The organism is Thermotomaculum hydrothermale (genome assembly GCF_016592575.1).
Classification (GTDB): domain Bacteria; phylum Acidobacteriota; class Holophagae; order Thermotomaculales; family Thermotomaculaceae; genus Thermotomaculum; species Thermotomaculum hydrothermale.
This window is the reverse complement of record NZ_AP017470.1, coordinates 1,834,776-1,859,289: the sequence shown is the minus strand read 5'-3', so window position 1 is coordinate 1,859,289 and position 24,514 is coordinate 1,834,776. Positions and strand designations below refer to the sequence as shown.

Sequence of the window (24,514 nt, the reverse complement as noted above, 5' to 3'; positions counted from 1 at the left end):
AAAATTAAGGGAGAATTGTAAATGAGGAAATTTATAATAGTTGCGCTTTTAATAAGCCTTAATGCTTTTTCCATATCATACGAAAAAATAGGAGAATGGGGGTTTGGAAGATACAACCAGATTGCAATGAAGGGGGATATTGTTTACGGTATCTCTAAAGAATCTGGTGTCTCTATTATTGATTATTCAGATGTTAACCATCCTGTAAAATTGGGAGAATTCTCAAGGATAGAAGAGTTCAACTATATGCTTATTGACGGGGATATTGCCTATATTTCAGTAAACGGCGGGATTTATATAACAGATATTTCAAACAAAATCCCTGAAACAATTTCAATTGTCAGGCTGGATGCAGACTGCAACAGAATGTACAAAGTTGATAACAAGCTTTATGTTGCAGGTGGCTATGCAGGTTTGATTGTTCTGGATGTGTCAAATCCAGAAAATGTTTCAGTATTAGGTTCTTACCTTGATTCAGAAGAAATGACTGATGTGGTTGATGTTGCCGTGAATTCAAATGGGGATATTTATGTTATAGACAGAGAAAAGGGGCTTTTTATTTTAAAAACATCTGATTTTCAAACCTATGAGCAGATAGGAAGAATGTCTGCTCAGATGTTTAGAATAAAGTTTATAAGCGATACAGAGATTGCACTCTCTTACGGCCAGAATGGAGTTAAGTTTTACAATGTTGAAAACCCTGATTCATTAAAGTATATTGGCGGGTATACCCAGGTTAATTTTGTATCGGATTTTATTGTTGATGGAGATGTAATGTACTGTTCTGATAATTACAATGGATTGCTTGTTCTTGATATTTCAAGCACAGGGACTCCAGAATTAATTAAAGATGTTGTAACCCCCACCCTTTGCTATGCTCTTGTAAAAAAGGATAATTATATATTTACCGCAAACAATACCGGCGGGATTATGTGTTTTGATGTTTCTTCTCCGGCAGAGGCAAGCGAGGTTTCTTTTTTTAATGATACCTCTTATCCACTTGATATGGCTGTCTACAACAATAAATTATTACTTGCAGATTTTTACAATGGTATAAAATCCCTTTTTGCGGAGGATATTACCAATTTACAATTTATTGATTTGAAAAGGGGAGAGGATTACCCCTCTGCTTTAACAGTAAAAGACAACTATGTTTATTACGCAGATTCTTCACTTGGTTTAGGGATATTGAGAATAAATGAAGATGGAACATTGTCTGAGGTAAATTACCTTGAATTGTCAGGAAACTTTTTAAGTGTTGATACTTATGGAAACTACCTTCTCTGTGCAGGGGAGTATGGTGGGCTGTACCTATTTGATATTTCTGACAGAGAAAATCCTCAATTGCTTGATACAAAGTATGAATTTCAATCTGTTGTAAAAGTTAGGGTTGCTGATAATGGAATTATTGTTGTTTCATCAGGGTTAAACGGGGTAAAGCTTTGCACTATTAACAATGGTGAGATAAATGAGTTAAAGTCTTTTGATGTTGACGGCTATGCCATTGATTCTCTATTGGTAAACTCAAGGCTTTATGTTGCAGATTTTTACAATGGGTTGAGGGTTTTTACTCTTGATGAAAACTTCAATGTTTCTGATGAATCTCTTTATATTGAAGGGGAGACTCCTGAATCTCTCTTTAATTATGGGAATTACCTCTATGTTGCCTGCGGAAGCAAAGGGATGTATGTTTTTGACATTAATACACAAAACCCTGAACAGGTTGCTTTTATTGAGATGCATTCAAATGCGAAAAGGGTTATAGCAAGCGATAATATTATGTATGTTGCTGAGGGAATAAGCGGGAAAATAGATGTTTATAGAATTGTCGAGGACAGCACCAAGGTGTTTAATGCACCATTTTCAGGTGAGGGAGAAATTGAAATTTCCAACAATTGTGGAAAGGATACATTTGTAGATGTTGTTGTTTATAGAAATTTAAAACCTGTGCAGTTTGAAAGGGTAAGTGTTAATGCAGGCAAAAAAATGCTGGTAAGTTTGAAAAAAGGTGATGTGGTTAAGTGCTTTTCAAACGGAAACAGTGTTGATGTGAAATTGATTTTAAATTCTGATAGTGAAAATTCCGCACTTTCACTTTCTGATTTAAGGGCAAACAGAATGGAAGGGGTTATATATCCCTACTCCTTCTATCAGCAGATTTCAATTGAAAATACTTCGACTGAAAGCGGGTATTTCACAATTTCGTTTTTTAATGCAAACGGTGAGATTGTCTCCAGTTCGAAAGTATTTGTTGAAGCTGGTGATTCAAGGGAATTTAAGTTTATGCTAAGGGGTTATTACAGGTTTGAGGTTAGCGGTTTGTATTCTTTTACGGCAACAATTTATCAGAAAGAAATTTTTGGCAGTCAACTAAACTATCTTGAGCCTGTAAGGGCAGAAATGTATTGATTTTAAGGTTTAAAAATATTATATTTATTTGTTGTGAGCGGGTATAGCTCAGCTGGCAGAGCGCAAGCTTCCCAAGCTTGAGGTCGCGGGTTCGACCCCCGTTGCCCGCTCCATTTTTTTATTTTTAATCCTGCTCAATAATGTTGTTTAAATCAGGGTAATCGGCAAATTCAGAGATTATAATTTTTGGGGCTTTTACCTTTGAGTTTAATACTCCCTTTTCCATATCAAAGAAATCTGAGCACTCAATTTTGCCGTCAATATTTCCATTTATAACAGCGCATTTTGCCTTCACTTCCCCTATAATTCTTCCACCTTCAAGGTGGATGCAGTTTTCAACCTCAATTTTGCCTTCTGCTACCCCTAAAACTTTCAAATCTCCTTCAACCTTTAAATTGCCTTTATATTGATTGTTTTTTTCAATAATTGACTGCTTGCTCAATTACAGGCCCCTCTCTTTTCTGTAAGCCTTTAACCCTTCTTTTAAGATAACCATTGCCCTATCAAGGTCGTTTTTGTTAAGGATGTACGCAATTCTAATTTCATCCATTCCTAAACCTTGCGTTGCATAAAAGCCGTTTCCGGGGGCAACGAGCACAGTTTCATTGTCTAATTCAAAATCTTTAAGCATATATGTGGCAAAATTGATACAGTCTTTTATTGGTAGTTTTACAAGCATGTAAAAGGCACCGTTAGGGATTTTGCAAAATGCACCGTCTATCTCTTCTATGTGTTTCATTACTGTGTCTCTTCTCAGTTTGTATTCTTCTCTAATCTTTGAGTAGTAGTCCTTTCCTAATTTATGCACTTCAATTGCTGCAAGCTGTTCTATTGTTGGGGGGCATAATCTTGCCTGTGCCATTTTTGTAATTGAGCTTATTATGTCTTTATTTTTTGATACAACGCATCCTAACCTTGCTCCACAGAGAGAAAACCTTTTTGAGAGTGAATCTGTTATAATTCCGTACTCTTCAAACCCCTCTTTCTCTAAAATTGAATTGTGTTTCCCTTCGTAAACAAACTCTCTGTAAACTTCATCAGATACAAGGAAAAGGCTGTGTTTTCTGCATAAGTCTTTTAAATTTTCTATTTCCTCTTCACTGTATGCGTATCCTGTGGGGTTACCTGGATTGCATATTATTATTGCCTTTGTTTTTGAATTTACTTTCTTTTCAATTTCTTCAATTGGTGGCAAAGCATACCCGTTTTCAGGCTTTGAGGTTACAGGCACAAGTTTTACATTGGCCATATTTGCAAAACCGTTGTAATTTGCGTAAAAAGGCTCTGGTATTATTACCTCGTCTTCAGGGTCGCATATTGCGGTGAGTACAAAAATTATTCCTTCACTTCCTCCTGTTGTTACAACAATATCTTCCCAATCAACATTTATCCCGTATGAACGATAGTAATTTGCAAGTGTTTTTCTGTATTCAGGAAGCCCGGCGGAAGGGCCATATTTAATCACCTTTTCTTGAAGGTTTTTTATTACCTTTAAATACTCTTCAGGGGTTTCTATATCTGGTTGCCCTATATTTAACTGGTAAATTCTTTTTCGCACTTCTTTTGCCTGTAAAAATAGAGGTTCAAGCCTTCTCATTGGAGATGCAGGCTGATTTGTTCCTCTGATAGATATTTTAGGTGCCATAACCACTCCTTTAATTTTTCTTACAAACCTATTTTAGATTAAAAAAATAAAGTTAAAAGTTAAGTTTTTAAATTAGGGATTTGCAAAGTTCAAGAAGCCTTCTAATTTCTATCTTCAAAATATCCCCTATTTCTTCGTATCTCTCCTTTTCCTGGCAGAAGACCATTCTGTCAAACACAGAGAGTGCATTTTCTAATACCTGCTTTTTCTCAGGGTGATTGATTGTGTCAATATAGGCTAAAATTGAATTAACCCCTTCCAGAATACTTTCAAGAAGTATATTTGCCCTTGTTAAATCGTAAAGTTTAAAAGCTGTTGCGGCAGGTGTTAAAAGTCCTTCTATCTCATCAACACTCTCAAGAAAGAGTTTCTTTGTCTTTTTTTTGAATACTTCCACTTCTTCCAGATAGATTACTATCTCAAAGTACCTTGATGGCTTTATCTCTTTTAGTTTTTCTTCATCAAAATGGGTTAGAATCCAGCTGTCAAGCCGTACTTTTTCAACAAGGTATTTGCCTTTTTCTCTTTCTACAAAATAGTTTAAAAGGGAATAAAGGGAAGAATGCTGGTTTTTAATTTCAGGGTCAACCTGAATTTTCATTAGGCACCTGCTATTGTAAAAGATGAACTATATTATACGCCACCGAGAAGTATATTATTGTTCCTAAAATATCGTTTGAAGCTGCGACAAAGGGGCCTGTTGCAACAGCCGGGTCAACTCCCATTTTTTTCAGGAATATGGGGAGAAAGCTTCCGTAAACAGATGAGATTATAATTGCTATAAACATTGCTATTCCAACTGAAATGCTTACAATTAGTTTTGGTAAATGTACAGGTTTGGCAAGAATAAAGGAAAAAGTAAAAGCAATAAGAGCATATAGTATGCCTATTATTACTCCTACTCTGAACTGTGTGCTAAAAACCTCTTTCCAGATACTACCTTCCATTTCGTTTACTGCAAGCTCTCTTGCCATAATTGTGGAGCTTTGTATTCCAATGTTTCCTGCCGCAGCGTTTATCATAGGCATAAAAACTACAAATATTGCAAAGTATGAAAATTTCACAGAGATTAAATCAAGAAGGGAAGCAACCACAAAAGTTCCTGCAAATGCAGGAAGCAACCACGGAAGCCTGATTTTTGCAATTTTGAAAGGATGGCCTTTGTATAGAATTTCCTCTTCTGAGGTACCTGCCAATCTGTAAATATCTTCTGCCGCTTCCTCTTTGATAATATCTATAACATCGTCAACAGTGATAATACCGACTAATTTCCCGTCATGATCAACAACCGGGATTGCAAGCAAATCGTATTGAGAAACAAGCCTTGCAACTTCTTCCTGGTCGGTGTCAACTCTTACCGATATAATATCCTTTTGCATTACCTCTTTTAACTTTGCGTCAGGATTAGACAATAGCAATTGTCTTAAAGACATAACCCCGGTAAGCCTCTGGTTATCGTCAACAAGGTAGAGGTAAAAAACCATTTCGGCTTTCTCTTCAAGTTGATGAAGTTTTTCAATTGCTTCTTTTACCGTAAGGTTGTGGTTAAGTGAAAAGAAGTCTGTGGTCATTATTCTTCCTGCTGTTTCATCCTGATAGAGAAGTTGCTCTTCAACCTTTTCGCTGTCGTGGATTAATTGGAGGATTTTTTCCTTTTTCTCTTCGTCGTCTATATAATCAAGGATGGCAACAGCATCGTCTGTGCTTAATAGTTTCAATATTGCTGCTGTTGTTTCATCGTCAAATAAATCAAGTATGCTTTTTATTAAGTGTTCTTCAAGTTCAATTAAAACCTCTGCTGCTTTTTCGATATTGTGTTCAATCATAAACTTAAACAGTTTTTCCCTGTTGAAAGGTTTTAATATTTCTATTGCTGCCGCAATATCGGAAGGGTGTGCCTTGTTTATTAAATTCTTTAAATTAGGCACCATATTACGGCGCAAAAATTTTCTTATTGATTCCGCAAGCAAAAGTATTTTTGAATTCAAAGAAATCTCCTCTTTTTAAAATTCCAGTTTATTATAGCGCATCCTTGATTTAAGGACAAACTTAATAAGGTAAAGGCCGTAGAAAAATCCCCCTATGTGAGCAAACCATGCAACTCCTCCTAATTGTTGCCCTGCTCCAAGAGAAGTTAATCCGTTTATAATTTGAAAGAATATCCAGAAGCCAATTAAAATTGCCGCAGGCATTGTAAATATTCTGAAAATAAAGATGAAAAAGAAAAGCACATAAACCCTTGCATTAGGGTATAAAAGCATGTATGCCCCAAGCACAGCAGATACAGCGCCGCTTGCACCAATTACAGGCATGGTTGAAGTTGGATTAAACATTGTGTGAATTAAAGCAGCGCAAATTCCCCCTGCAATGTAAAAGAGGAGAAAATTGAAATGCCCCAAAAAATCCTCCACATTATCTCCGAATATCCATAAATACCACATATTCCCCACAAGGTGTGAAAGGTTTGCGTGTAAAAACATTGAGGTAAAGATAGTGGTAATCGGGTGTACTGCCGGAGAAGAGTAAAGGTTTTGCATATGGATAAGTTCGGTAGGTATTAACCCGTAATTTATAACAATTGTTTGAAAGTTATATAACCCTCCTGATATTGAGAAAAAGTAAATTATTACGTTTAATATGATAATCCCCAGGGTAACATAGGGGGACTTTAATGAAGGGTTGTCATCCTTAAAAGGAAAAAACATAAAAATACTCCTTAAAATTTTGAATAGCAAAAAAATTTTAACAAAAAATTGTCTTTATTTAAAACCTTTGCTTAGTGTTTTTATTCTATTTAACAAAGTTTTAGTGTAAAATTTGTTTGAGGTTATCAGAAGGTATAAGGAGTAAAATGAAGCATTATCCTATTGAACGGGCATTTATAATTAGCAGAATGATAGACAAATATCCCATGCTTGCGGATATTATTCGCAAGAAGATGAGAAAACTACTTGAAAAAGACGGAATTATTTCAAGAGAAAAGATAAAAGAGGAAGCAAAGATTAAGGCAATGGCAGACCAGAGAAGGGAAGGGCTTACAGACCCTATAAATCAGGAATCTGCGGAGAAATGGCAACAGAGGGTTAGAGAGCATATAAAACAACTTACTGACTTTTACTTTGCTCTCAACTTTTCAATTGATAATGCACTGGATATTATAGAAGAAGTTAAAATAACAAACCTTCAACTTCAGGAATTGCTTGAAAATGAGGAATTTTCTTTTGAACTTTTTAAAGAAGCAGAGGACTACCTGAAAAAAGGCAACCTTGAACACCTTGACAATGACCCTAAAATGGAGCATATAAGGGTCAACATTATAAGAAACTTTATTAGTGATAAACTTGATTTTATCTCAATTGCAAAGAAATATTTTACTTTTCAAGATTTGAAAGAAATTAAGGCAAGAATTATAGGAAGCGGTAAGATTGGCGGGAAAGCAGCAGGGCTTTTGCTTGCTTACTCAATTTTAAAAAAAGAAGGTGAGAAAAATCAGTCTTTTCCAAAAGTCAATATTCCTGCATGCTACTTTTTATGCTCAGAGGTTTTTTACAGGTTTTTTGAACACAATAACGCATTAGATTTTCAGACTATAAAGTATAAGAGTCTTGAAGAAGTTGAAAGAGAATATCCTGAATTAAAGAGAAGGATATTGTCATTTTCTTTCCCCGATGATATTGTCCTGAAGTTAAGGGCATTGCTTGAAAAATTCAAAGGTAGACCTATGGTTGTCAGGTCTTCAAGTTTGCTTGAAGATGATACAAACTCTTCCTTTGCTGGTAAGTATGAGAGTATTTTTGTTGCAAACAATAAAACAGAAGAAGAGAATTTGCAATCTCTGCTTAATGCAATAAAAGAGGTTTACTCTTCAGTTTTTTCGCCAGATGTTATCGCCTATAGAAGAGAAAAGAATCTAATTGACTATGACGAAAAAATGGCTGTTTTAATTCAAAATGTGGTGGGTGAAAGGAGGGGAAACTATTTTTTCCCGTTTTTTTCCGGTGTTGGGTTTTCCTTTAATATGTTCAGGTGGTCTGGCAGAATTAAGCCTGAGGAAGGGCTTTTAAGGATTGTTTTAGGATTGGGAACAAGGGCTGTAGGAAGGGTAGGAAATGATTACCCGAGAATGGTTGCGTTAAGTGACCCTCTTTTGAGGCCAGAAAAGAATGTTAAGGATATTAAAAGGTATTCTCAAAAGTATGTTGATGCATTAAACCTTGAAACTGAGCAGATTGAGGCTATTAATGTTAAAACAGCTCTTGCCCTATGTTCTCCTTATGAAAAAGCTCTTGCTTTTCAGTTTGATGCAGGTGGATATTTCAGCGAATCATTCTTTCAATCTGAGCAAAATTTATTTCCTGTTATTACTTTCAAAAAACTTTTTCAAAAAACGACATTTGCTTCAGATTTTAAGGTTTTGCTTAACACTTTGAAAAAAGCATATGGAATTGAGGTTGATACTGAGTTTGCGGTAAGTGTTGATTCAGATAATAATTTAAAGTTTTTTCTTCTTCAGTGCAGGCCTCTTGCATTGCCTGGAATTAATGAAACTGTGGAATTGCCGAGGGTTAAGAAAAAAGAAAATCTTTTATTTGATGTTAAAGGTCTTTCTCCCTGTGGGGTGGCAAAGCATATTGAATATATTGTCTATGTCGTTCCTAATAAGTACAATTCCCTTTCTGATGATTCAAAAAAGTTAGAGATAGGAAGAATTATAGGACTGTTAAACAGAAAGTTGCCTCGCAAAAAATTTATCCTTATTGGGCCGGGGAGATGGGGAACAACTGATTTGAAATTAGGGGTTAAGGTTGGATATGGAGATATAAACAACACCTCTGTTTTAATTGAGCTTGCGACTCAAAGCGAGGTTTTTTCAAGTGAAGTCTCGTACGGCACACACTTTTTCCAGGATTTAGTTGAAGCAAATATATACCCTCTTTCAATTTACCTTGATAAAGAGGGAAATTATTTTAACAAAGAGTTTTTTGAAAAATCTAAAAATGTTTTACCAGATATTCTTGAAGGTTATTCAGACTTTGCGGATTATGTAAAGGTGGTTGATGTGAAAAAAGAAAAAAAGGGGAAAAGTCTGTCAATCTTTATGAGCCTTAAAAAACTGAGAGCAATAGGCGTTTTTAAAAAATGATTACCTCAAAGGATAATGACAAAATAAAGTATTTAAAAAAACTTACCTCAACAAAACACAGGAAAAGGGAGAAAAAATTTCTCGTTGACGATTTGAAAACCTATAACGAAGGTATAAAATGCGGATTTAAGCCTGTTTCACTCTTTGTATCAAAAAAGTTTGAAGATTTAACTGTGCCTGAAGGTTGCAATTTCTTTGAAGTAAAACATTCTGTTTTAGCCTCAGTATCAAATCAGCCTTCTTTTTCAGGAATAATCGCAGTTTTTAAACTTCCTGATTTTAAAAAGGATGTTTTCAATTCTCAAAGAATTGCAGTTCTTGACGGTGTACAAAACCCTGAAAATGTTGGGGCTATTTTGAGAAGTGCGGCACTCTTTGATTTTAACTCTGTAATACTTACACACAACTCAGCAGACCCTTTTTCCTTAAAATCAGTGAGGGCATCAAAGGGTGGAATTTTTTATTTAAAGACAGCAAGACTTTCAAAAGAAGAGATTTTAGAAGGATTGAAAGATAGAAGGATCTTCCTTGCAGAAAAAAAAGGGGGAAAGGGTTTATATCAGGTTAAAGTCCCTAAAGAAAAATTTGCAATTGTTTTAGGCTCTGAAGGAAGTGGAATTGAAAAAGATTTTTTGAAAATAGGGGAGAAGATAACAATTCCAACAACTGGTTTAATTGACTCTTTGAATGTTGCTGTATCCTGTGGCATAATAATGTCCCGTATGTTTGGGGGAATAGGTGAATAAAGCAACGATTTTAGTTTCAAATAGATTTAGTTGTGAAGAAAAATTTAAGATTATCTTCAAATGCAAATACGCATATTTTTTAAAATCTGAAAGAGAATATAAGAGTGTGTTAAACACTTTGAAACAGGATTCTGAAATAGTAACTCTTTTAAAAATTCCAAAACTATCTTTTGAGGGATTAAGGGATAAAATAAAAAAAACCAAAAGGGAGAAAGGAAAGATTACTGTTTTATACGCAGAATTTTCCCCATTTCAGATTTACCCCTTTGAGTGGATTGGCGACTTTGCACTTTTCCCGTTAAAGGGTTTTGTCTCAGGAAACAATAAAACGAGGGGGTATGTTTTTCTCTCAAAAGACAAAGAATTTCCCGGCATTTCTTCAGATTTTCCTGAAATGCCATACCTTGAAACTTTGGAATCAAGGAGAAAGATGGCTGAAAACACAACCTTGCACCTTATAAGGGAGATTGACGGTTTTAAAAGCATTTTTAAAGAGATTTACTATCCCTATTTAACTGATAAGAAAAACGCAAAAAGCTTTTTAAAATCTCAAGGCAATGTTTTTTCAATAAAATTTGAAAGCATTGATACTGCTGAAAGTTTTAAAAACAAACTCTCTCTATTTAAAAAAGAAAACTTTGTATTTGGCTCAAACTTATCTTCAGTGAAAAGGTATAAAAATTACCTTATCTTTTCCATTGGCCTTGAATCTGTAAAGGATTTAGTTGAGGATATCCGACACGCTAAAGCCTCTTTGAAATAACTAAAATTTCAAGAATAAAAGTTTGTTCTTTTTATATAAAATTTTGTTAATAAAATTGATTGAGATAGTATTTTCAAAGATTATTTGACAAATTTTTGATTAGAGTTTAAAATTTTACAAAACAGTGAGTTAATTCACCGAAAGTTATATCTTGAGGTGAGCACAATCACTAAATATTTTGATTATGAGGTTAAAATGTATGAAAGGCTATTGCAAAGGGTTATTCAAGAAAAAATAGACTCAGGAAAGGCAATAATTGTTTTAGGGGCAAGGCAGGTTGGAAAAACTACTTTGATTAATACATTGCTAAAGGATAAGGATTTTTTATTTATTGATGGAGATGACCCTAAAGTCAGGGCGATTTTTTCTGAACCAAATACGGAAGAGATTCGTTCAATAATTGGAAATCATAAGTTTGTTTTTATAGATGAGGCGCAGAGAATCAAGGGGATTGGGATAACAATTAAGATTATTGTGGATAAATTTAAAAAGGTGCAGTTGTTTGTTACAGGTTCTTCATCTTTTGAATTGTCAGGGCAAATAAACGAATTTTTAACAGGAAGAAAGTGGGAGTACAGGCTGTTCCCTATTTCCTGGGAAGAATTTAAAAACCATCACGGATACCTTTACTCAGAACAGCAACTTGAAAACAGGCTTATTTATGGCTTTTATCCTGAGGTTTTAAACAATCCAGGAAATGAGAAAGAGGTTTTAAAAGAACTTGTAAGCAGTTATCTGTATAAAGATGTTTTATCTTTCGGTGGAATAAAGAAGCCGGATATACTTGACAGGCTTTTGCAGTTTCTTGCTTTACAATTGGGAAGCGAGATTAGTTATTCTGAGATTGCGCAAACAGTCGGGGTGGATAAAAACACAGTTTCAAGATACATTGACATTCTTGAAAAGGCTTTTGTTGTTTTTAAGCTTAATGCTTTTAGCAGAAATATGAGAAATGAAATAAGAAAAAATAAAAAGATTTATTTTTACGATACAGGAATAAGGAATGCGTTGATTGGAGATTTCAGGCCTCTCTCTTTACGGCAGGACAAAGGTGGATTATGGGAGAATTTTTTAATAGCAGAAAGAATCAAACAACTGGAATACAAAAGGAGATTTGCAAGAATTTATTTCTGGAGAACAAAACAGCAACAGGAAGTGGATTTTATTGAAGATATTGATGGAAAAATCTTTGGTTACGAGTTTAAGTGGGAGAAAAAAAGGGGGAAAGGTTTACCTAAAACCTTTGTAAAAAATTATAAAGCAGAAACAAAGGTTATTGATAGAAAAAATTTCAGGGATTTTGTGATAATTAAGGAGTAAAATGCAAAAGTTTATTTACTTAACCTATTTGAAACAAATCCTTGTTAAATAAAGTAAAATAGTTTTGATTGAAAATACAATAGGGGGAATTATGAAAAAAATTGGAATTTTTGTTTTTATTTTTTTATTTGCATTAACACAGGTTAAGGCTGAAAATCCTGTGTTAAGGTTTCCTTCTTTAAGCCCTGATGGAAGCAAGATTGCATTTGAGTATCAGGGGGATATTTTTGTTGCAAATATTGATGGTACAAATGTCAAAAGGCTTACCGTACATCAGGCTTACGATGCATACCCTGTTTTTTCGCCAGATGGAAGTGAAATTGCCTTTACAAGCGACAGGTTTGGGCACTTTGATGTTTTTAAGGTAAGTGTTGAAGGAAGCGTGCCTGAAAGGGTGACTTATTACGGTTCTCCAGATGTTGCCCTTGATTGGAGTAAAAAATACGGAATTTTATTTTCAACCTTGAGAAATTTCAGGCAGGTTGAATGGGAAAGGGAGATTTTTTCTGCAAATTTAAAAGATAAAACCCCGAAAAGAATTTTAAACGCTGTTGCACAGGATGCAAAGGTATCGCCAGACGGGAAACTTATAGCACTCGTTAAGGGAGAGTGTAGAATTGCAAGGGAAGCGTACAAAGGCTCTGCAAACAGGGATTTATGGATTTACAATGTAAAAAAGGATAAATACTTTAAGATTACAGAATTTAACGGCCAGGATTTTAATCCTGTGTGGGTTGAAAAGAGAAAACTTTACTTTTTAAGTGCAAGGGATGGAAGGCACAATGTTTATTCCCTTGAATTAAATAATGATGGTAGCAAGGTATTAAATATAAAGCAAATCACCTTTGTAAAGGATTTCCCTATAAATTATATGTCTGCCTCAAAAGATGGTAAGGTTATAGCCTATGAAAAGGCCGGGAAAATCTATATTTTGAAAGACGGAAAAACAAAAGAGTTTTCTCCATCACTCTCAAAAGACTATGTTTTTGACCCTATAAAATTAAAAAACTTTTCATCTAAAATTGAAAGCGTCTCTGTTTCACCAAATGGGAAGTTTATTGCATTCTCTGTGCATGGAGAGGTTTTTGTAAAACTAAACGATGATAAAAAGACAAAATCGGTAAATATTAGCAAATCCCCATTTAGGGACAGGGATGTTGCATGGATAGACGATTACAACCTTGTGTTTTCTTCAGATAGAAGCGGGAATTACGATTTATACCTTGCAAAGTCTGCTGATAAGAGAAGCAAAAACCTTTACACTGCTTTGAAGTTTAAGATAGTAAGGTTAACGGATTCAAAGGGAGAGGAGAGAAAGCCCATTGTCTCTCCTGATGGTAAAAGGATAATTTACAGGGAAAACAACGGAAAATTAATTATTGCAGACATAAACCTTGAGAAAGAAAAACTTGAAAATAAAAGGGTTTTGCTTGACGGGTGGGCAACCCCTGAGGGAGTAACCTTTTCCCCTGACGGAAATTACATTGCTTACTCAATTGTTGACTTAACCTTTAACGAGGATGTTTACATCTTGCCTTTAAAGGAAGGGGCAAAGCCTGTAAATGTTTCAATGTTTCCACGGGGGGACAAACACCCTGTATGGAGTCCAGACGGAAGCAAGCTTGCGTTTTTATCTCAAAGAAATAGAAGCGATTACGATGTCTGGTTTGTATGGCTTAAAAAATCAGATTATCAGAAAACCAAACAGGATTGGGAAGATGAAAAAATCTTAAAACAGCTTGAAGAAAAGGACAAAAAGAAAGAAAAGAGCAAAAAAGAAAAGAATAGTAAAAAAGAAGAAAAGAAAAAGCCTATTCAAATTGATTTTGATGAGATTTACAACAGGGTTGTCCAGGTTACCTCTCTTCCAGGTGACGAAGGTGGGCTTGCATTTTCAAAGGATGGAGAAAAAATCTATTACACAACAAAGCTTCCCGGCAAAAAGGATAAAGACCTATTCTCAATTAAATGGGATGGCACTGAAACAAAGGCAATTACAAGAGACGGCAGGGGAGTTTACAATTTAACCTATACAAAACACGGCCTTTTCTTTTTGAGAAAGAGAGGTACCCTTGCAAAAGTCTCTTTGAAGTCTAATAAAGTAAAATCCCTTCCATTTTCAGCAAGAATGAGAATCAATTACCCTGCTGAATTAAACCAGATGTTTGAAGAAGGCTGGAGAATTTTAAAGTACAACTTCTATGACCCTGAATTCCATGGAAGAAACTGGAATAAGTTAAAAAAACTCTATAAACCAATCTGTCTTGCGGCAACAAACAAGCACGATTTCAGGGATTACTTTAATGAAATGTTAGGCCAGTTAAACGCATCTCACATGGGGCTTTACGGTGGCGGAAGGGAAAATGTTGAAAGAGAATCTGTTGGAAGAATAGGGGTTGAGGTTGAACCATTGAAAAAGGGCGTTAAAGTAACCCACATTGTGCCAGACTCTCCCGCTGATAAAGAGTTTTCAAAATTGTATGTTGGAGATGTTATTCTTTCTGTTAACGGCAATGAGGTAACACGAGACACAAACTTCTGGTCTTTCTTTAGCGATACAGTAAACAAGAGAGTTTACCTTGATGTAAAGGGAAAAGACGGGAAAATTAGAGAGGTTGTGATAAGGCCTGTTGCATCTTTGAGAAACGAATTGTACAGAGAGTATGTTGAATTTAACAGAAAGCTTGTTGAAAAGTATTCAAACGGGAAATTAGGTTATATTCACATTCAGGGAATGGATATGCCGTCCTTTGAAAGGTTTGAAAGGGATTTAGAAGCGGCAGGAAAGGGCAAGGAAGGGCTTGTAATTGATGTCAGGTTTAACGGAGGAGGCTGGACAACAGATTACTTAATGGCAATTTTAAATGTAAAACAGCACGCATACACAATACCACGGGGGGCGACAGATTCCCTGAAAAACCACTTAAAATTCAGGAATTACTATCCATTTGCAGAAAGATTACCTTTCTATCCGTGGACAAAGCCTTCAATTGCTTTGTGCAATTCTTCAAGTTATTCAAACGCAGAAATTTTCTCACACGCATACAAGACACTGGGAATAGGTAAACTTGTTGGAAGGCCAACATTTGGCGCAGTTATCTCAACCGATGGGGAAACACTTATTGACGGAATGTACATAAGAAAGCCATTCAGGGCTTGGTTTGTTTATAAAACAGATAAGGATATGGAAGGAAACCCTGCAATTCCCGACTATATTGTTAACAATCCACCAGACTGGAAGGTTAAGGGAGAAGACTTGCAACTTAAAAAAGCCTGCGAAGTGCTTTTGAAAGAGATAGACAAGAAAAAGTAAGGGTTTATTAACAGAACCAATAAAAAAGCCAGCTTCACGCCGGCTTTTTTTGTTTATTGAGTTTTTCTAAAAGCAGGTTTTTAATTTTCTTTAAGTTGCTTCTTTTTGTTCTTATAATTATTTTTTCCCTGTCTTTTGTTGTTAAATGAAGATAAAAAATTCCCTTAACGCTTTTTAAATCTTTTAGTTTAATCTCCCATTCAACTTTGGAATCCTTTTTAAACAAGATTTTGTCCTCTGAAATTATCAATTCTCCCCTGTTGTTTGAAACAGTGTAAGGCAAGCCAAATGTGAAAACCTCTAAAGGTGAGATAACTGAACATTCAATCTTGTCCATAAAAGCCTCCTCAAAATAAATCCGGTTTTTCAATATATTTCATTATAAATTTTACCACTTTTAAAACCATTCACCTCCCAATACCATTCCGGCTAATGATTTTGAATTATCTGTTTTAATTGAAATTGCATCCATCAATCTTGAGGAAACAAAAAAGCAGTTTTTTCCAGAATTAATTTTGTTGTTTTTTCTTGCCAGTGAGGTGTCCAGAAAGAAGGCTAATGATTATTGCCACAGCAAATAGTACTCCGATAATTGTTTCTGTTAATGAGTATTTCCCTTTCCAGAAAAAGAGATAACCGTAAAAGATGATAACAAAAATTATAATTCCTGTAATTCCGCTTACTAATCCCCTTTTTGCCTGATTTTCAGGAAGAGAGGCAATACCAAAGCCAAAAACAAAAGCCAAGATTAGAAAAACTATAGCAAGGATAAACACAGTAATCATTTGTCCCCCCTAAGCAAAATAAAAGAAAATAATCTATTCCCTATTATTATAAAAGATTTGCTGGTATTTTTGTTTTTTCTGTTTTTGTTTTCTTTATTTCGTTGTTGTCTTTTATTAACTCAATTGTGTTTTGGTTTAGTTAAAATTTTTAAAGTTTTCAGGCTTTGTTTTGTTATCTTTTTGTAACCCTGCTATAATTTGATTGCTATGAAGAAGAGGTTGCTTTTGCATATTTGCTGTGCCCCTGATGGGGTTTACATTCCGGAAACACTATCAGATGAGTTTGAGGTTATATGCTATTTTTACAATCCAAATATCTTTCCGAAAGAGGAGTATGAAAAGAGAAAAAGGGAGATGGAAAGGGTTGCAGAGGCAAAAGGCTATGAATTAGTTGTCGGGGATTACAATTATGAGGATTTTGTTAAGTCAGCGGAGAAACTGTACTATTTGCCGGAAAAGTCAGCAAGGTGTGATTTTTGTTTAAGAATGAGAATGGAAGAGAGTGCAAGAAAGGCAAAGGAGTTAAATTGCCAGGTTTTTGCAACTGTTTTGACTGTATCTCCCCACAAGGATTTTGAAAAGATAAACATAATTGGTAAAGAGGTTGGGGAAAAGTACGGCGTTGAGTATATGCCTTCAAACTTTAAAAAGAATGACGGGTTTAAAAAGTCTGTTGAAGAGGGAAAGAAGTTAAACCTTTACAGGCAGGATTACTGCGGTTGTGAGTCTTCCCTTGTTTATAGAAAGATGTTTAAGGATGCGGAAAGCGGAGATGTTGTTTTTCTTTTTTACGGAGATAAGGTTGGGATTTTTGATTTAGACAGCGTGAAAAAACACATTGAAAGGAATAATCTAAAAACTGGTTTTGTTTTTTATAAACATAAGCCGACAGAAAATGTTTTAAAGTACGCCTATGAATTAAGGATTTTTCTTGAACCTTACGACAACCTTGAGTGGAGAAAAAGGATTTTTGAGAAAAAAGGGAAAAAGGTTGAGGTTATAAAACTTTCAGATATTGCAAACAGGGATATTTTTCTTGACCCGTGCTAATTTTTAAGCTTTTCAATTAACTCTTTTGCTACCCTTTCACCTTCAGAGATTGATTTATCCGCTTTGTGAAATTCAATAAAGACAACATCGTTTAAATTAGGGGTTAAAAGGTAATCAGGTTTGTCAAACTCAAGGCTTCTCCACGCAAGTTCGTATTGAACAATGTGGAATGTCCTGTTTAATACATGGAGAATATTTGGGTCTTTCTCCTTTTTGTTTCTTCCGTTTATTCCAACCCTTCTTGCCAGTCGTTTTAGCCTGGGGAATTTGTTTAAAAGAAATCCAGTTTCGCTATCTGTTTCTTTTATCCAGGCCCTCTTATAATCAGTTGGTTTCAGGTTTAGGTTTACTGCTATTGTCTTTGTATCTGAATGTCTTTCCTTTAAAACATTTACAGGAACAGGGTTTGTTATTCCCCCGTCAATATAGTATCTATTCTTGATTTTAAAAGGCCTGAAAAGCCCCGGGATTGATATTGATGCCCTTATCGCTTCCCAGAGTTTGCAGTCCTGCAATACAACCCATTCCCCTGAATCAAGGTCTGTTGCCACAGGGTAAAAGGGGATTTTAGTATCAAAAACATAGATGTCTCCGATTACATCTCTCAGCATCTGGATTACCTTTTTGCCGTTTATAAGCCCTGAAGTTGGGAATATAGGGTCAAAGTTGAATATTACATCTGTAACCTTCATGCTTCGATAATATTCTTCTGCATCTTCCAATTTGTCAGCGGCATAGAAAGCCCCTATTACTGCACCCATTGATGTGCCTGAAATTGCTCCAATTTTAAGCCCGTTTTCTTTAAGAGTTTTTAAAATCCCTATGTGTGCCAGCCCTCTTGCCCCGCCGCTGCCTAATGCAATTGAAAAATTCTCATTAATTAAAGACAATATCGTACTCCTCTAAATGAAGGTTAGGGTCTTCCTTCACATTTATTCTTATATTAAAGTATTCGGTTAATTCTTTAACTATGAAGTAATTGTCGTTTTTAAGGTATTCTCCTATGTAAGGGTGCACCCTTATGGTAATATCCCTGTCATAATTTATTACAATCCTGTTTATTATTTCCCTTTGAATTTCAAGGAGTATGGTTGGTATTGATTTTACCCTTCCAGTACCGCGACAGTAAGGGCAAACCTGGGTTAATTCCCTCTCCAAAGACTGCTTTACCCTTTTTCTTGTAATTGCAACAAGCCCTATTTCTTCAATTGTCAGTACATTTGTTCTTGATTTGTCTTTTTTTAACTCATTTTCAAGAAGGTCTAAAACCTCTTTTCTATGCTCTTCCTCTTCCATATCAATAAAATCAACAACTATAATTCCCCCTAAGTTTCTTAGCCTGATTTGCCTTACTATCTCCGATACAGCCTCTTTGTTTGTCTTAAACACAGTTTCTTCTAAGGATTTTTTACCTATATACCTTCCTGTGTTTACATCAATTGAAACAAGGGCTTCCGTCTGGTTTATAACAATGTACCCCCCTGATTTTAGCCATACCTTTGAACGAAGTGCCCCTTCAATCTGGCTTTCAATGTCGTATAACTCAAATATTGGCTGTTTTTTTGTGTACAGTTTTACCCTGTTAATCCACCTGCTGTTTATTTTGTCAAGGAATTGAATGGTTTGCTGGTATGCAGTTTCGTTGTCAACAAGCATTAAGGTTGTGTCATCTGTAAAGTAATCCCTTATCACCTTTTCAAGAAGCCCCAATTCTTCGTGGATAAGTTTAGGTGCCCTTGAGTTCTCTGTTTTCTGGATTATCTCTTTCCATATCTTTTGTAAAAGCTCAACATCCTGTTTTAAAGCCTCTTCATCCATTCCCTCTGCTGCTGTTCTTACAATGTATCCACCTGTGCCTTTTTTTATCTTTTCCATTATCTGTTTTAATCTTTCTCTCTCTTCTTCGTCTTCAATCTTTCTTGAAACACCTATGTGAGAAATTGTTGGCATATAGACAAGGTATCTTCCAGGAAGGCTTATGTGTGCTGTAATCCTCGGCCCCTTTGTTCCAATAGGCTCTTTAGCAATCTGGACGAGTATTTCCTGTCCCTCTCTCAACAAATCTTCAATGTGAACATCGCTGTGGCTTGTTACTTTTTCGTCATCGGTATCTTCAATATTTTCTTCGTCAATGAATTCTTCAATATTCAGGATATTTTCAGAAATGTCTCCAACATAGAGGAATGCGTCTCTATCCAGCCCTATGTTTACGAATGCTGACTGCATTCCAGGTAAAACCTTTGTTACCTTTCCTTTGTAAATGTTTCCTACAATCCCTCTGTTAAACCTTCTTTCAACAAATACCTCAACAAGTTTGTTGTTTTCTATTAACGCAATCCTTGTTTCCTGATTTGTTGAGTTTACTAAAATTTCTCTTATCATAATTCTCCGTATTCTATTTTCTGTCTTTTTATTATAGCATTATCTAAATTTGTATTCTTAAAGATTAAAGGCACTATCTCGGTTATCTTTAAGCTGCCTTTATCAGGACTGAATTCGCTTTCAATAATGTATTTGCCCTTTTCAATTTCAGTTACTTTTTTTACATAATTTTTTACTTCAATCTCTTTAAATCCCCTTTTGGTTTTCTTTTTAGTTTTTAGTTTTTGCCAATCTCTATTTATTTCAAGGTTGTCTTTTGATTCAATAAGATAGTACAATTTACACTTTCCTGACAGAAATTTTCTTTTTTCAAACGGTACAATTTTCCCCTCTTTAACCCTTATCCCCTCTGGCAATCCTCTGTTGATTTTGAAAATAGCCTGATTTATGTCAACCTTTTCTTTCATTTCAACTATAAACATTTCATTTTCTCCTTCAATTCCCAATTCAAGGGCTGGAGAAAAGGTGAGAATTGGTTTGGGGGAAAAGCCTTTTGTAAATGCTATTGGGAGTTTGCTTATCCTCAACCCCCTCTGGATTATCCTTATTAAGTCAAGGTGGGATATAAATTTCATTTCATTCTTTTTGTTGAAAATAAAAAGGTAATGGTATCTCTCCTCTTCTTTTTCTGTCTTTGTTCTATTGTTTTCAATGCTAACAGCCTGTTTTAGTTTGTTGTAAAATTCTATTCTCTTTTCAAACCTCTCCTTTAAGTATTTGCCTGAACATGTGCCACATGCATTGCAGGATTTGACATCAACACACATTTCTGTGTTTTTGCCTTCTATTGCCCTTTTCAATTCCTGTAATAGAAACTTTTTTCTAACTCCAATGTCAATAAAATCCCATGGGAATTCTGTATCTTCAGGTAGGTCTATGTAATACCTTTCTATGTTTATACCGCTTTTTTTAATTGCTTTTTCCCATATTGAAAAATCAAAGGTGTCACTCCAGCCGTCAAACCTCACCCCCATTTTAAATGCTTTTTCAATAACATCTGCAACAAGCACATCTCCCCTTGATATTATCCCCTCTAAAACAGACATAGCAGGGTCGTGGAATTTGTACCTTATTCTCCTTGTTTTTACCAGTGATTTTATGTACTCCTGCCTGTTTACAGTTTCGTGGTAAGTAATCTGTCCAATCCATTGAAAAGGGGTGTGGGGCTTTGGCACAAAGGTTGAGGCAGATAGAATTACATGCCCCCTTTTTGCAAACTCAAGGCTTTTTTCGCATATTTTTACAATTCCTTCAAGGTCTTCATACTCCTCAAAGGGAAGCCCTATCATAAAGTAAAATTTTATGTGGTCCCAGCCGTTTTCAAATGCTGTTTTTGCACTCCAGAAAATATCTTCTTCTTTCAGGTTTTTGTTTATAATTTTTCTCAACCTTTCTGTGCCTGCCTCAGGGGCTATTGTAAAACCTGTTTTTCTTCCCTCTTTTATGGATATTGCAAACTCGTCTTTAAATTTGTCTGCCCTTATTGATGGAAGCGAGAGTGATATTCTTTCATCTGAATACTTTTTCATAAGTGTTTCAATTAAAAGTTCAATACCTGGATAATTTGCGGCGCTTAAAGAGGTTAAGGATATTTCATCCTGGCCTGTGTTTTTTAAAAGTGTATCTGCCTGAGTTATTAAATCTTCAGGCTTTCTCTCCCTTTGAGGCCTGTAAATGTACCCTGCCTGACAGAATCTGCACCCCTCGTCGCAACCTCTTGAAATTTCAAGTGTTACTCTGTCGTAAACAATCTGAACATTAGGCTGTACCGCCTTTTCAGGGAAATCCCTCTGCTCAAAATTTAGGGGAAATGTCCTTTTTACTTTTTTAGGGTACTCCGGGATGAGAAAAAACTCTGTTTGTCTGTACTTTGAAAACTCTGGCACATAGATAAATTCATATTCAGCAAGTTGTTCAAGTATCTGTTTCCTGTTTTTCCCGCTTTGTTTTAAGGTTTGAATTTTGTTTAAAATCTCAATTAAGTAGGTTTCCGCTTCCCCTATATAGAAAAAGTCAACAAACGGGGCAATCGGTTCCGGGTTGGATACGCAAGGTCCCCCTGCCATAATCAAAGGGAAATCTGTTCTCTCTTTGCTTCTCAATGGGATGCCTGACAAATCAAGCATATTTAGAAAGTTTGTGTAGGTTAACTCATACTGAAAGGTAAAGCCGACAACATCAAATTTATTCATTGGTGTTTTTGTCTCAAGGGAAAGTAAAGGTAATTTCTTTTCCCTTAAAATTTTCTCAAAGTCAATCCACGGTGCAAAAACCCTTTCGGCAAATATATTTTCTTGTCTGTTTATCAATTCATAGAGTATATGAAGCCCTGTGTAAGACATGCCAATTTCGTAAAGGTCTGGGAATGCTAAAAGAAACCTTAATTTATTTTCAGTGTTTTTAACTATTGAGTTTAATTCTCCCCCAGTGTATTGGCCAGGTTTTTTTACTTTTATTAAATCAGAGTAAGGGTACATTTTTCTCCAAATAGGTGTTTCTGGCAAAAAGCCGCTTTAAGATTATAAGAGAAAATAGTTTAAAAGCAAAAAAACTGCTATTTTCTTTTAAAAGTGAGGTAATCAAGGTAATCTGTGAAACAGTTTTCAAATCCACCTATTGTGTAATTTACCCCGCTTTCAGCAAAAAATTTAATGATTTTTCTATTAAACTGTTGCCCCTTTTCGTCTTTATCCCCGCAAACAAAGATTTTCTTTCCTTTAAATTGCAAAAGTTTTTCAAAATCTCCGAAAGCGGCAACAGAGAAACAGTTTTTCTTTAAGAATGCAAAGCATCCTCTAAAATCGCCTGTAATGTAAATTTCTTCCTTTTCTTCAAGTTGGGGGATATAACATTTTTTTGTTTTGTGGTGGGGGAAAACAAACTCATACCTTCCCCCTGAAATATCCCAGCCTGCAAGAAAGGTAATCTCCCCGTTTTCAAAAAATGGGATTATAAGATTATTTTTCTGAAAAACAAACTCCCTCTTTCTGTTTAGTAATCCCGCTTTATCAAGGGCTTCAATTCCAAATCTATCCTTTAACTCTTCAACAAAAAGGTGTGGTTTTTCTATTGAACTAAGTTTTAGTTTTTCAATTAAAGCATTATCAAAGCCTTTCTTTTCTAAAAAAGTCTGATGGATGAAAGAAAGGGAAGTGTTTTCTGAAATGTAAGAATAAATCTCTCTGTCTTTTTCGCTAATTTCCCCTTCAGTCTCCTTGCCAAAAACACTTTCAAGGGTTTCTCTTTTATCCCTGTTAGAAAGCCAGTCGTCTAAAATCCCCTCGTTTTTATCTTCTTTAATATCAAATTCTTTTGCTAAAAACTCAATAGCCTGCTCAAAATCAAAGCCCTTTACCTTCTTGGTTATTTCAATCTGGTCTCCTGACGCTTTGCAAACAGAGCACTTGAATGTATTGTCTGTTTCTTTTATTATCAGGCTTCCTGTTTCATCTTTATGGAATGGGCAAAAATAACCTAAAGCCCCCTCTTTTACTCCCAATTTATCCAGTACCGCCTTAATTGGCACCTGATACTTTATTTTTTCAGCTAATTTCATAATTCCCTCCGAATTTTTCTTAAATTTTATCACAAAATATGTTGCAAAAATTTTTTTGAGATATAATAAAAATAAAGAAATTCTTTTAAATCTATTCTTTAAAAACTTGTTTTTACTTTGGAGGTGAACATGGAGGGAAAAAACGGTGAATATATTTCAATTGCGAAAGATTTTTTAGCTAAATTATTGGGGGAATTTGATAAAAAGCCTGTTTTTGTGCTCTGGAACGGAGAAGAGGTTTTTGGTGATTTAAAAGATACAATAATCAAAATAAACTTTCCATGGTCTTTAAGGGAAATGTTTATTGATGCCTCTGAGCTTTCACTTGCTGAAAGCTATGTTTACGGTGATATAGACATTGAGGGAAATATATATGGAATTTTCCCCATGGCTGAATACCTTGTGGAAAAAAAGTTAAGCCTTTTGGAGAAGGCTTCTCTCTTTAACCTTTTGAGAAAGCTTCCTAAAAGGGATAAGCCTTACAGCAAAATTAGAGCAAAATTGAAAGGAGAAAAGCACAGTAAGGAGAGGGACGCTCAGGCAATTTCATACCATTACGATGTTTCAAATGAGTTTTACAAAATATTTTTAGACAAAAACTTACAGTATTCCTGTGCTTATTTTCAGACAGGAGAGGAAGATATTAACACTGCGCAGATACAGAAAATGGATTATATCTGCAAGAAGCTTTATCTTAAAGAAGGGGAAAGGCTTCTTGATATTGGTGCAGGCTGGGGTGGTTTGATTATCTATGCGGCAAAGAATTATGGGGTGTATGCTAAGGGGATAACTTTAAGTAAAAACCAGTATGAATTTGCAAATGAATGGATAAAAAGAGAGGGGCTTGAAGATAGGGTAAAAATGGAATTCAGGGATTACAGGGATTTAGATGAAAATGACAAGTTTGACAAAATAGTTAGTGTCGGAATGTTTGAGCATGTTGGGGAGAAAAATTATTCAATTTATATGAAGCATGCGTACAATTTGCTAAAAGAAGGGGGATTATTTTTAAATCACGGGATTACAATTAACAAAGTGGATTTTGGAAAACCAAGGTCGGAATTTATTCAGAAATATGTTTTCCCTGACGGAGAATTGTTGCCTATATCCCTTATTTCGGTATTTTCAGAGGATGCAGGCTTTGAGATAAGAGATATAGAGCAGTTAAGGGAGCATTACTCAAGAACAACTGCGCTGTGGGTTAAAAATCTGGAAGAAAATGCTGAAAAGTGCATAAGAGAGGCAGGCAAAGAAAGGTACAGGGTATGGCGTTTATACCTTGCTGCAAGCTCTTATCAATTTGCCATAGGAAAAATTGGGCTTTATCAAACACTGCTTGTAAAACCTGAAAAAGGCAGGGCAAACTTACCATGGACAAGAAAAGCGTGGTATTACTGATTTT

19 protein-coding genes and 1 tRNA gene are annotated in these 24,514 nt (G+C 35.3%); 9 read left to right on the top strand and 11 right to left on the bottom strand.

Going from position 1 to position 24,514, the window contains the following annotated elements; genetic code table 11:
* Positions 1–21 precede the first annotated feature (21 nt).
* Positions 22–2,409 (top strand): LVIVD repeat-containing protein, encoded by a 2,388-nt coding sequence (locus tag TTHT_RS08630; RefSeq protein WP_201327569.1) that lies wholly within the window; start codon positions 22–24, stop codon positions 2,407–2,409.
* 37 nt (positions 2,410–2,446) lie between these two features.
* A tRNA-Gly gene (locus tag TTHT_RS08625) sits at positions 2,447–2,522 on the top strand.
* Between the two features lie 11 nt (positions 2,523–2,533).
* Here TTHT_RS08625 and TTHT_RS08620 read toward each other — a convergent pair.
* The 5 genes from TTHT_RS08620 to TTHT_RS08600 all read right to left on the bottom strand — a co-directional run bounded on the left by TTHT_RS08620 (position 2,534) and on the right by TTHT_RS08600 (position 6,759).
* Positions 2,534–2,851, bottom strand: a complete 318-nt coding sequence (locus TTHT_RS08620) for a bactofilin family protein (protein ID WP_201327568.1) — start codon at positions 2,849–2,851, stop codon at positions 2,534–2,536.
* Positions 2,852–4,054 carry a pyridoxal phosphate-dependent aminotransferase gene (locus TTHT_RS08615; RefSeq protein WP_201327567.1) on the bottom strand — a complete coding sequence of 401 codons (1,203 nt, stop codon included), beginning with the start codon at positions 4,052–4,054 and terminating at the stop codon, positions 2,852–2,854. It lies immediately after the preceding gene.
* A gap of 67 nt (positions 4,055–4,121) precedes the next feature.
* A complete protein-coding gene (locus TTHT_RS08610; RefSeq protein ID WP_201327566.1) occupies positions 4,122–4,655 on the bottom strand; it encodes a hypothetical protein in 534 nt (177 codons plus the stop codon).
* A 10-nt stretch (positions 4,656–4,665) separates the two neighbouring features.
* Positions 4,666–6,042, bottom strand: coding sequence for a magnesium transporter (gene mgtE, locus TTHT_RS08605; RefSeq protein ID WP_201327565.1), 1,377 nt, complete (start codon positions 6,040–6,042; stop codon positions 4,666–4,668).
* A gap of 15 nt (positions 6,043–6,057) precedes the next feature.
* Positions 6,058–6,759: a rhomboid family intramembrane serine protease gene (locus tag TTHT_RS08600; protein ID WP_201327564.1), complete on the bottom strand. Its 702-nt coding sequence runs from the start codon at positions 6,757–6,759 to the stop codon at positions 6,058–6,060.
* Positions 6,760–6,905: 146 nt separating this feature from the next.
* Between TTHT_RS08600 and TTHT_RS08595 the strand changes: the two genes are divergently transcribed.
* From TTHT_RS08595 to TTHT_RS08575, 5 genes are all read left to right on the top strand, one after another.
* Positions 6,906–9,197, top strand: a complete 2,292-nt coding sequence (locus TTHT_RS08595) for a PEP/pyruvate-binding domain-containing protein (RefSeq protein ID WP_201327563.1) — start codon at positions 6,906–6,908, stop codon at positions 9,195–9,197.
* Complete coding sequence (locus TTHT_RS08590) at positions 9,194–9,943, top strand: TrmH family RNA methyltransferase (protein WP_201327562.1); 750 nt, start codon at positions 9,194–9,196, stop codon at positions 9,941–9,943. The genes TTHT_RS08595 and TTHT_RS08590 overlap by 4 nt, the downstream gene beginning before the upstream one ends.
* The gene (locus TTHT_RS08585; protein WP_201327561.1) at positions 9,936–10,706 is read left to right on the top strand and encodes a PLP-dependent aminotransferase family protein; all 771 of its coding nucleotides are present in this window, start codon (positions 9,936–9,938) and stop codon (positions 10,704–10,706) included. Before TTHT_RS08590 ends, TTHT_RS08585 begins: the two co-directional genes overlap by 8 nt.
* A 195-nt stretch (positions 10,707–10,901) precedes the next feature.
* Positions 10,902–12,026 carry an ATP-binding protein gene (locus TTHT_RS08580; RefSeq protein ID WP_201327560.1) on the top strand — a complete coding sequence of 375 codons (1,125 nt, stop codon included), beginning with the start codon at positions 10,902–10,904 and terminating at the stop codon, positions 12,024–12,026.
* A gap of 91 nt (positions 12,027–12,117) precedes the next feature.
* Positions 12,118–15,339, top strand: coding sequence for a S41 family peptidase (locus TTHT_RS08575; RefSeq protein WP_201327559.1), 3,222 nt, complete (start codon positions 12,118–12,120; stop codon positions 15,337–15,339).
* A 34-nt stretch (positions 15,340–15,373) separates the two neighbouring features.
* Here TTHT_RS08575 and TTHT_RS08570 read toward each other — a convergent pair whose 3' ends face one another.
* Entirely contained in the window at positions 15,374–15,676 is a 303-nt protein-coding gene (locus TTHT_RS08570) for a hypothetical protein (RefSeq protein ID WP_201327558.1), read from the bottom strand.
* A gap of 172 nt (positions 15,677–15,848) precedes the next feature.
* Positions 15,849–16,124, bottom strand: coding sequence for a hypothetical protein (locus TTHT_RS08565; protein WP_201327557.1), 276 nt, complete (start codon positions 16,122–16,124; stop codon positions 15,849–15,851).
* A gap of 207 nt (positions 16,125–16,331) precedes the next feature.
* Between TTHT_RS08565 and TTHT_RS08560 the strand changes: the two genes are divergently transcribed.
* The gene (locus tag TTHT_RS08560) at positions 16,332–17,174 is read left to right on the top strand and encodes an epoxyqueuosine reductase QueH (RefSeq protein ID WP_201327556.1); all 843 of its coding nucleotides are present in this window, start codon (positions 16,332–16,334) and stop codon (positions 17,172–17,174) included.
* Here TTHT_RS08560 and TTHT_RS08555 read toward each other — a convergent pair.
* The 4 genes from TTHT_RS08555 to TTHT_RS08540 are packed head-to-tail and all read right to left on the bottom strand — an operon-like array spanning position 17,171 to position 23,112.
* Positions 17,171–18,064, bottom strand: coding sequence for a patatin-like phospholipase family protein (locus tag TTHT_RS08555; RefSeq protein WP_201327555.1), 894 nt, complete (start codon positions 18,062–18,064; stop codon positions 17,171–17,173). The genes TTHT_RS08560 and TTHT_RS08555 overlap by 4 nt on opposite strands.
* Entirely contained in the window at positions 18,051–19,556 is a 1,506-nt protein-coding gene (locus tag TTHT_RS08550; RefSeq protein ID WP_201327554.1) for an Rne/Rng family ribonuclease, read from the bottom strand. The genes TTHT_RS08555 and TTHT_RS08550 overlap by 14 nt, the downstream gene beginning before the upstream one ends.
* A complete protein-coding gene (locus TTHT_RS08545) occupies positions 19,553–22,060 on the bottom strand; it encodes a TIGR03960 family B12-binding radical SAM protein (protein WP_201327553.1) in 2,508 nt (835 codons plus the stop codon). Before TTHT_RS08545 ends, TTHT_RS08550 begins: the two co-directional genes overlap by 4 nt.
* Before the next feature lie 50 nt (positions 22,061–22,110).
* On the bottom strand, positions 22,111–23,112 hold the full coding sequence (locus TTHT_RS08540; protein ID WP_201327552.1) for a CHC2 zinc finger domain-containing protein: 1,002 nt from the start codon (positions 23,110–23,112) through the stop codon (positions 22,111–22,113).
* 129 nt (positions 23,113–23,241) lie between these two features.
* Here TTHT_RS08540 and TTHT_RS08535 point away from each other — a divergent pair, with 129 nt between their 5' ends.
* A complete protein-coding gene (locus tag TTHT_RS08535; protein WP_201327551.1) occupies positions 23,242–24,510 on the top strand; it encodes an SAM-dependent methyltransferase in 1,269 nt (422 codons plus the stop codon).
* Positions 24,511–24,514 lie beyond the last annotated feature (4 nt).

Bases quoted from the DNA above. Each gene is read 5' to 3' on its own strand.
- TTHT_RS08630 (WP_201327569.1), top strand. From the start codon at position 22: ATGAGGAAATTTATAATAGTTGCGCTTTTAATAAGCCTTAATGCTTTT.
- TTHT_RS08615 (WP_201327567.1), bottom strand. From the start codon at position 4,054: ATGGCACCTAAAATATCTATCAGAGGAACAAATCAGCCTGCATCTCCA.
- TTHT_RS08610 (WP_201327566.1), bottom strand. From the start codon at position 4,655: ATGAAAATTCAGGTTGACCCTGAAATTAAAAACCAGCATTCTTCCCTT.
- TTHT_RS08600 (WP_201327564.1), bottom strand. From the start codon at position 6,759: ATGTTTTTTCCTTTTAAGGATGACAACCCTTCATTAAAGTCCCCCTAT.
- TTHT_RS08595 (WP_201327563.1), top strand. From the start codon at position 6,906: ATGAAGCATTATCCTATTGAACGGGCATTTATAATTAGCAGAATGATA.
- TTHT_RS08590 (WP_201327562.1), top strand. From the start codon at position 9,194: ATGATTACCTCAAAGGATAATGACAAAATAAAGTATTTAAAAAAACTT.
- TTHT_RS08580 (WP_201327560.1), top strand. From the start codon at position 10,902: ATGTATGAAAGGCTATTGCAAAGGGTTATTCAAGAAAAAATAGACTCA.
- TTHT_RS08575 (WP_201327559.1), top strand. From the start codon at position 12,118: ATGAAAAAAATTGGAATTTTTGTTTTTATTTTTTTATTTGCATTAACA.
- TTHT_RS08570 (WP_201327558.1), bottom strand. From the start codon at position 15,676: ATGGACAAGATTGAATGTTCAGTTATCTCACCTTTAGAGGTTTTCACA.
- TTHT_RS08565 (WP_201327557.1), bottom strand. From the start codon at position 16,124: ATGATTACTGTGTTTATCCTTGCTATAGTTTTTCTAATCTTGGCTTTT.
- TTHT_RS08560 (WP_201327556.1), top strand. From the start codon at position 16,332: ATGAAGAAGAGGTTGCTTTTGCATATTTGCTGTGCCCCTGATGGGGTT.
- TTHT_RS08550 (WP_201327554.1), bottom strand. From the start codon at position 19,556: ATGATAAGAGAAATTTTAGTAAACTCAACAAATCAGGAAACAAGGATT.
- TTHT_RS08540 (WP_201327552.1), bottom strand. From the start codon at position 23,112: ATGAAATTAGCTGAAAAAATAAAGTATCAGGTGCCAATTAAGGCGGTA.
- TTHT_RS08535 (WP_201327551.1), top strand. From the start codon at position 23,242: ATGGAGGGAAAAAACGGTGAATATATTTCAATTGCGAAAGATTTTTTA.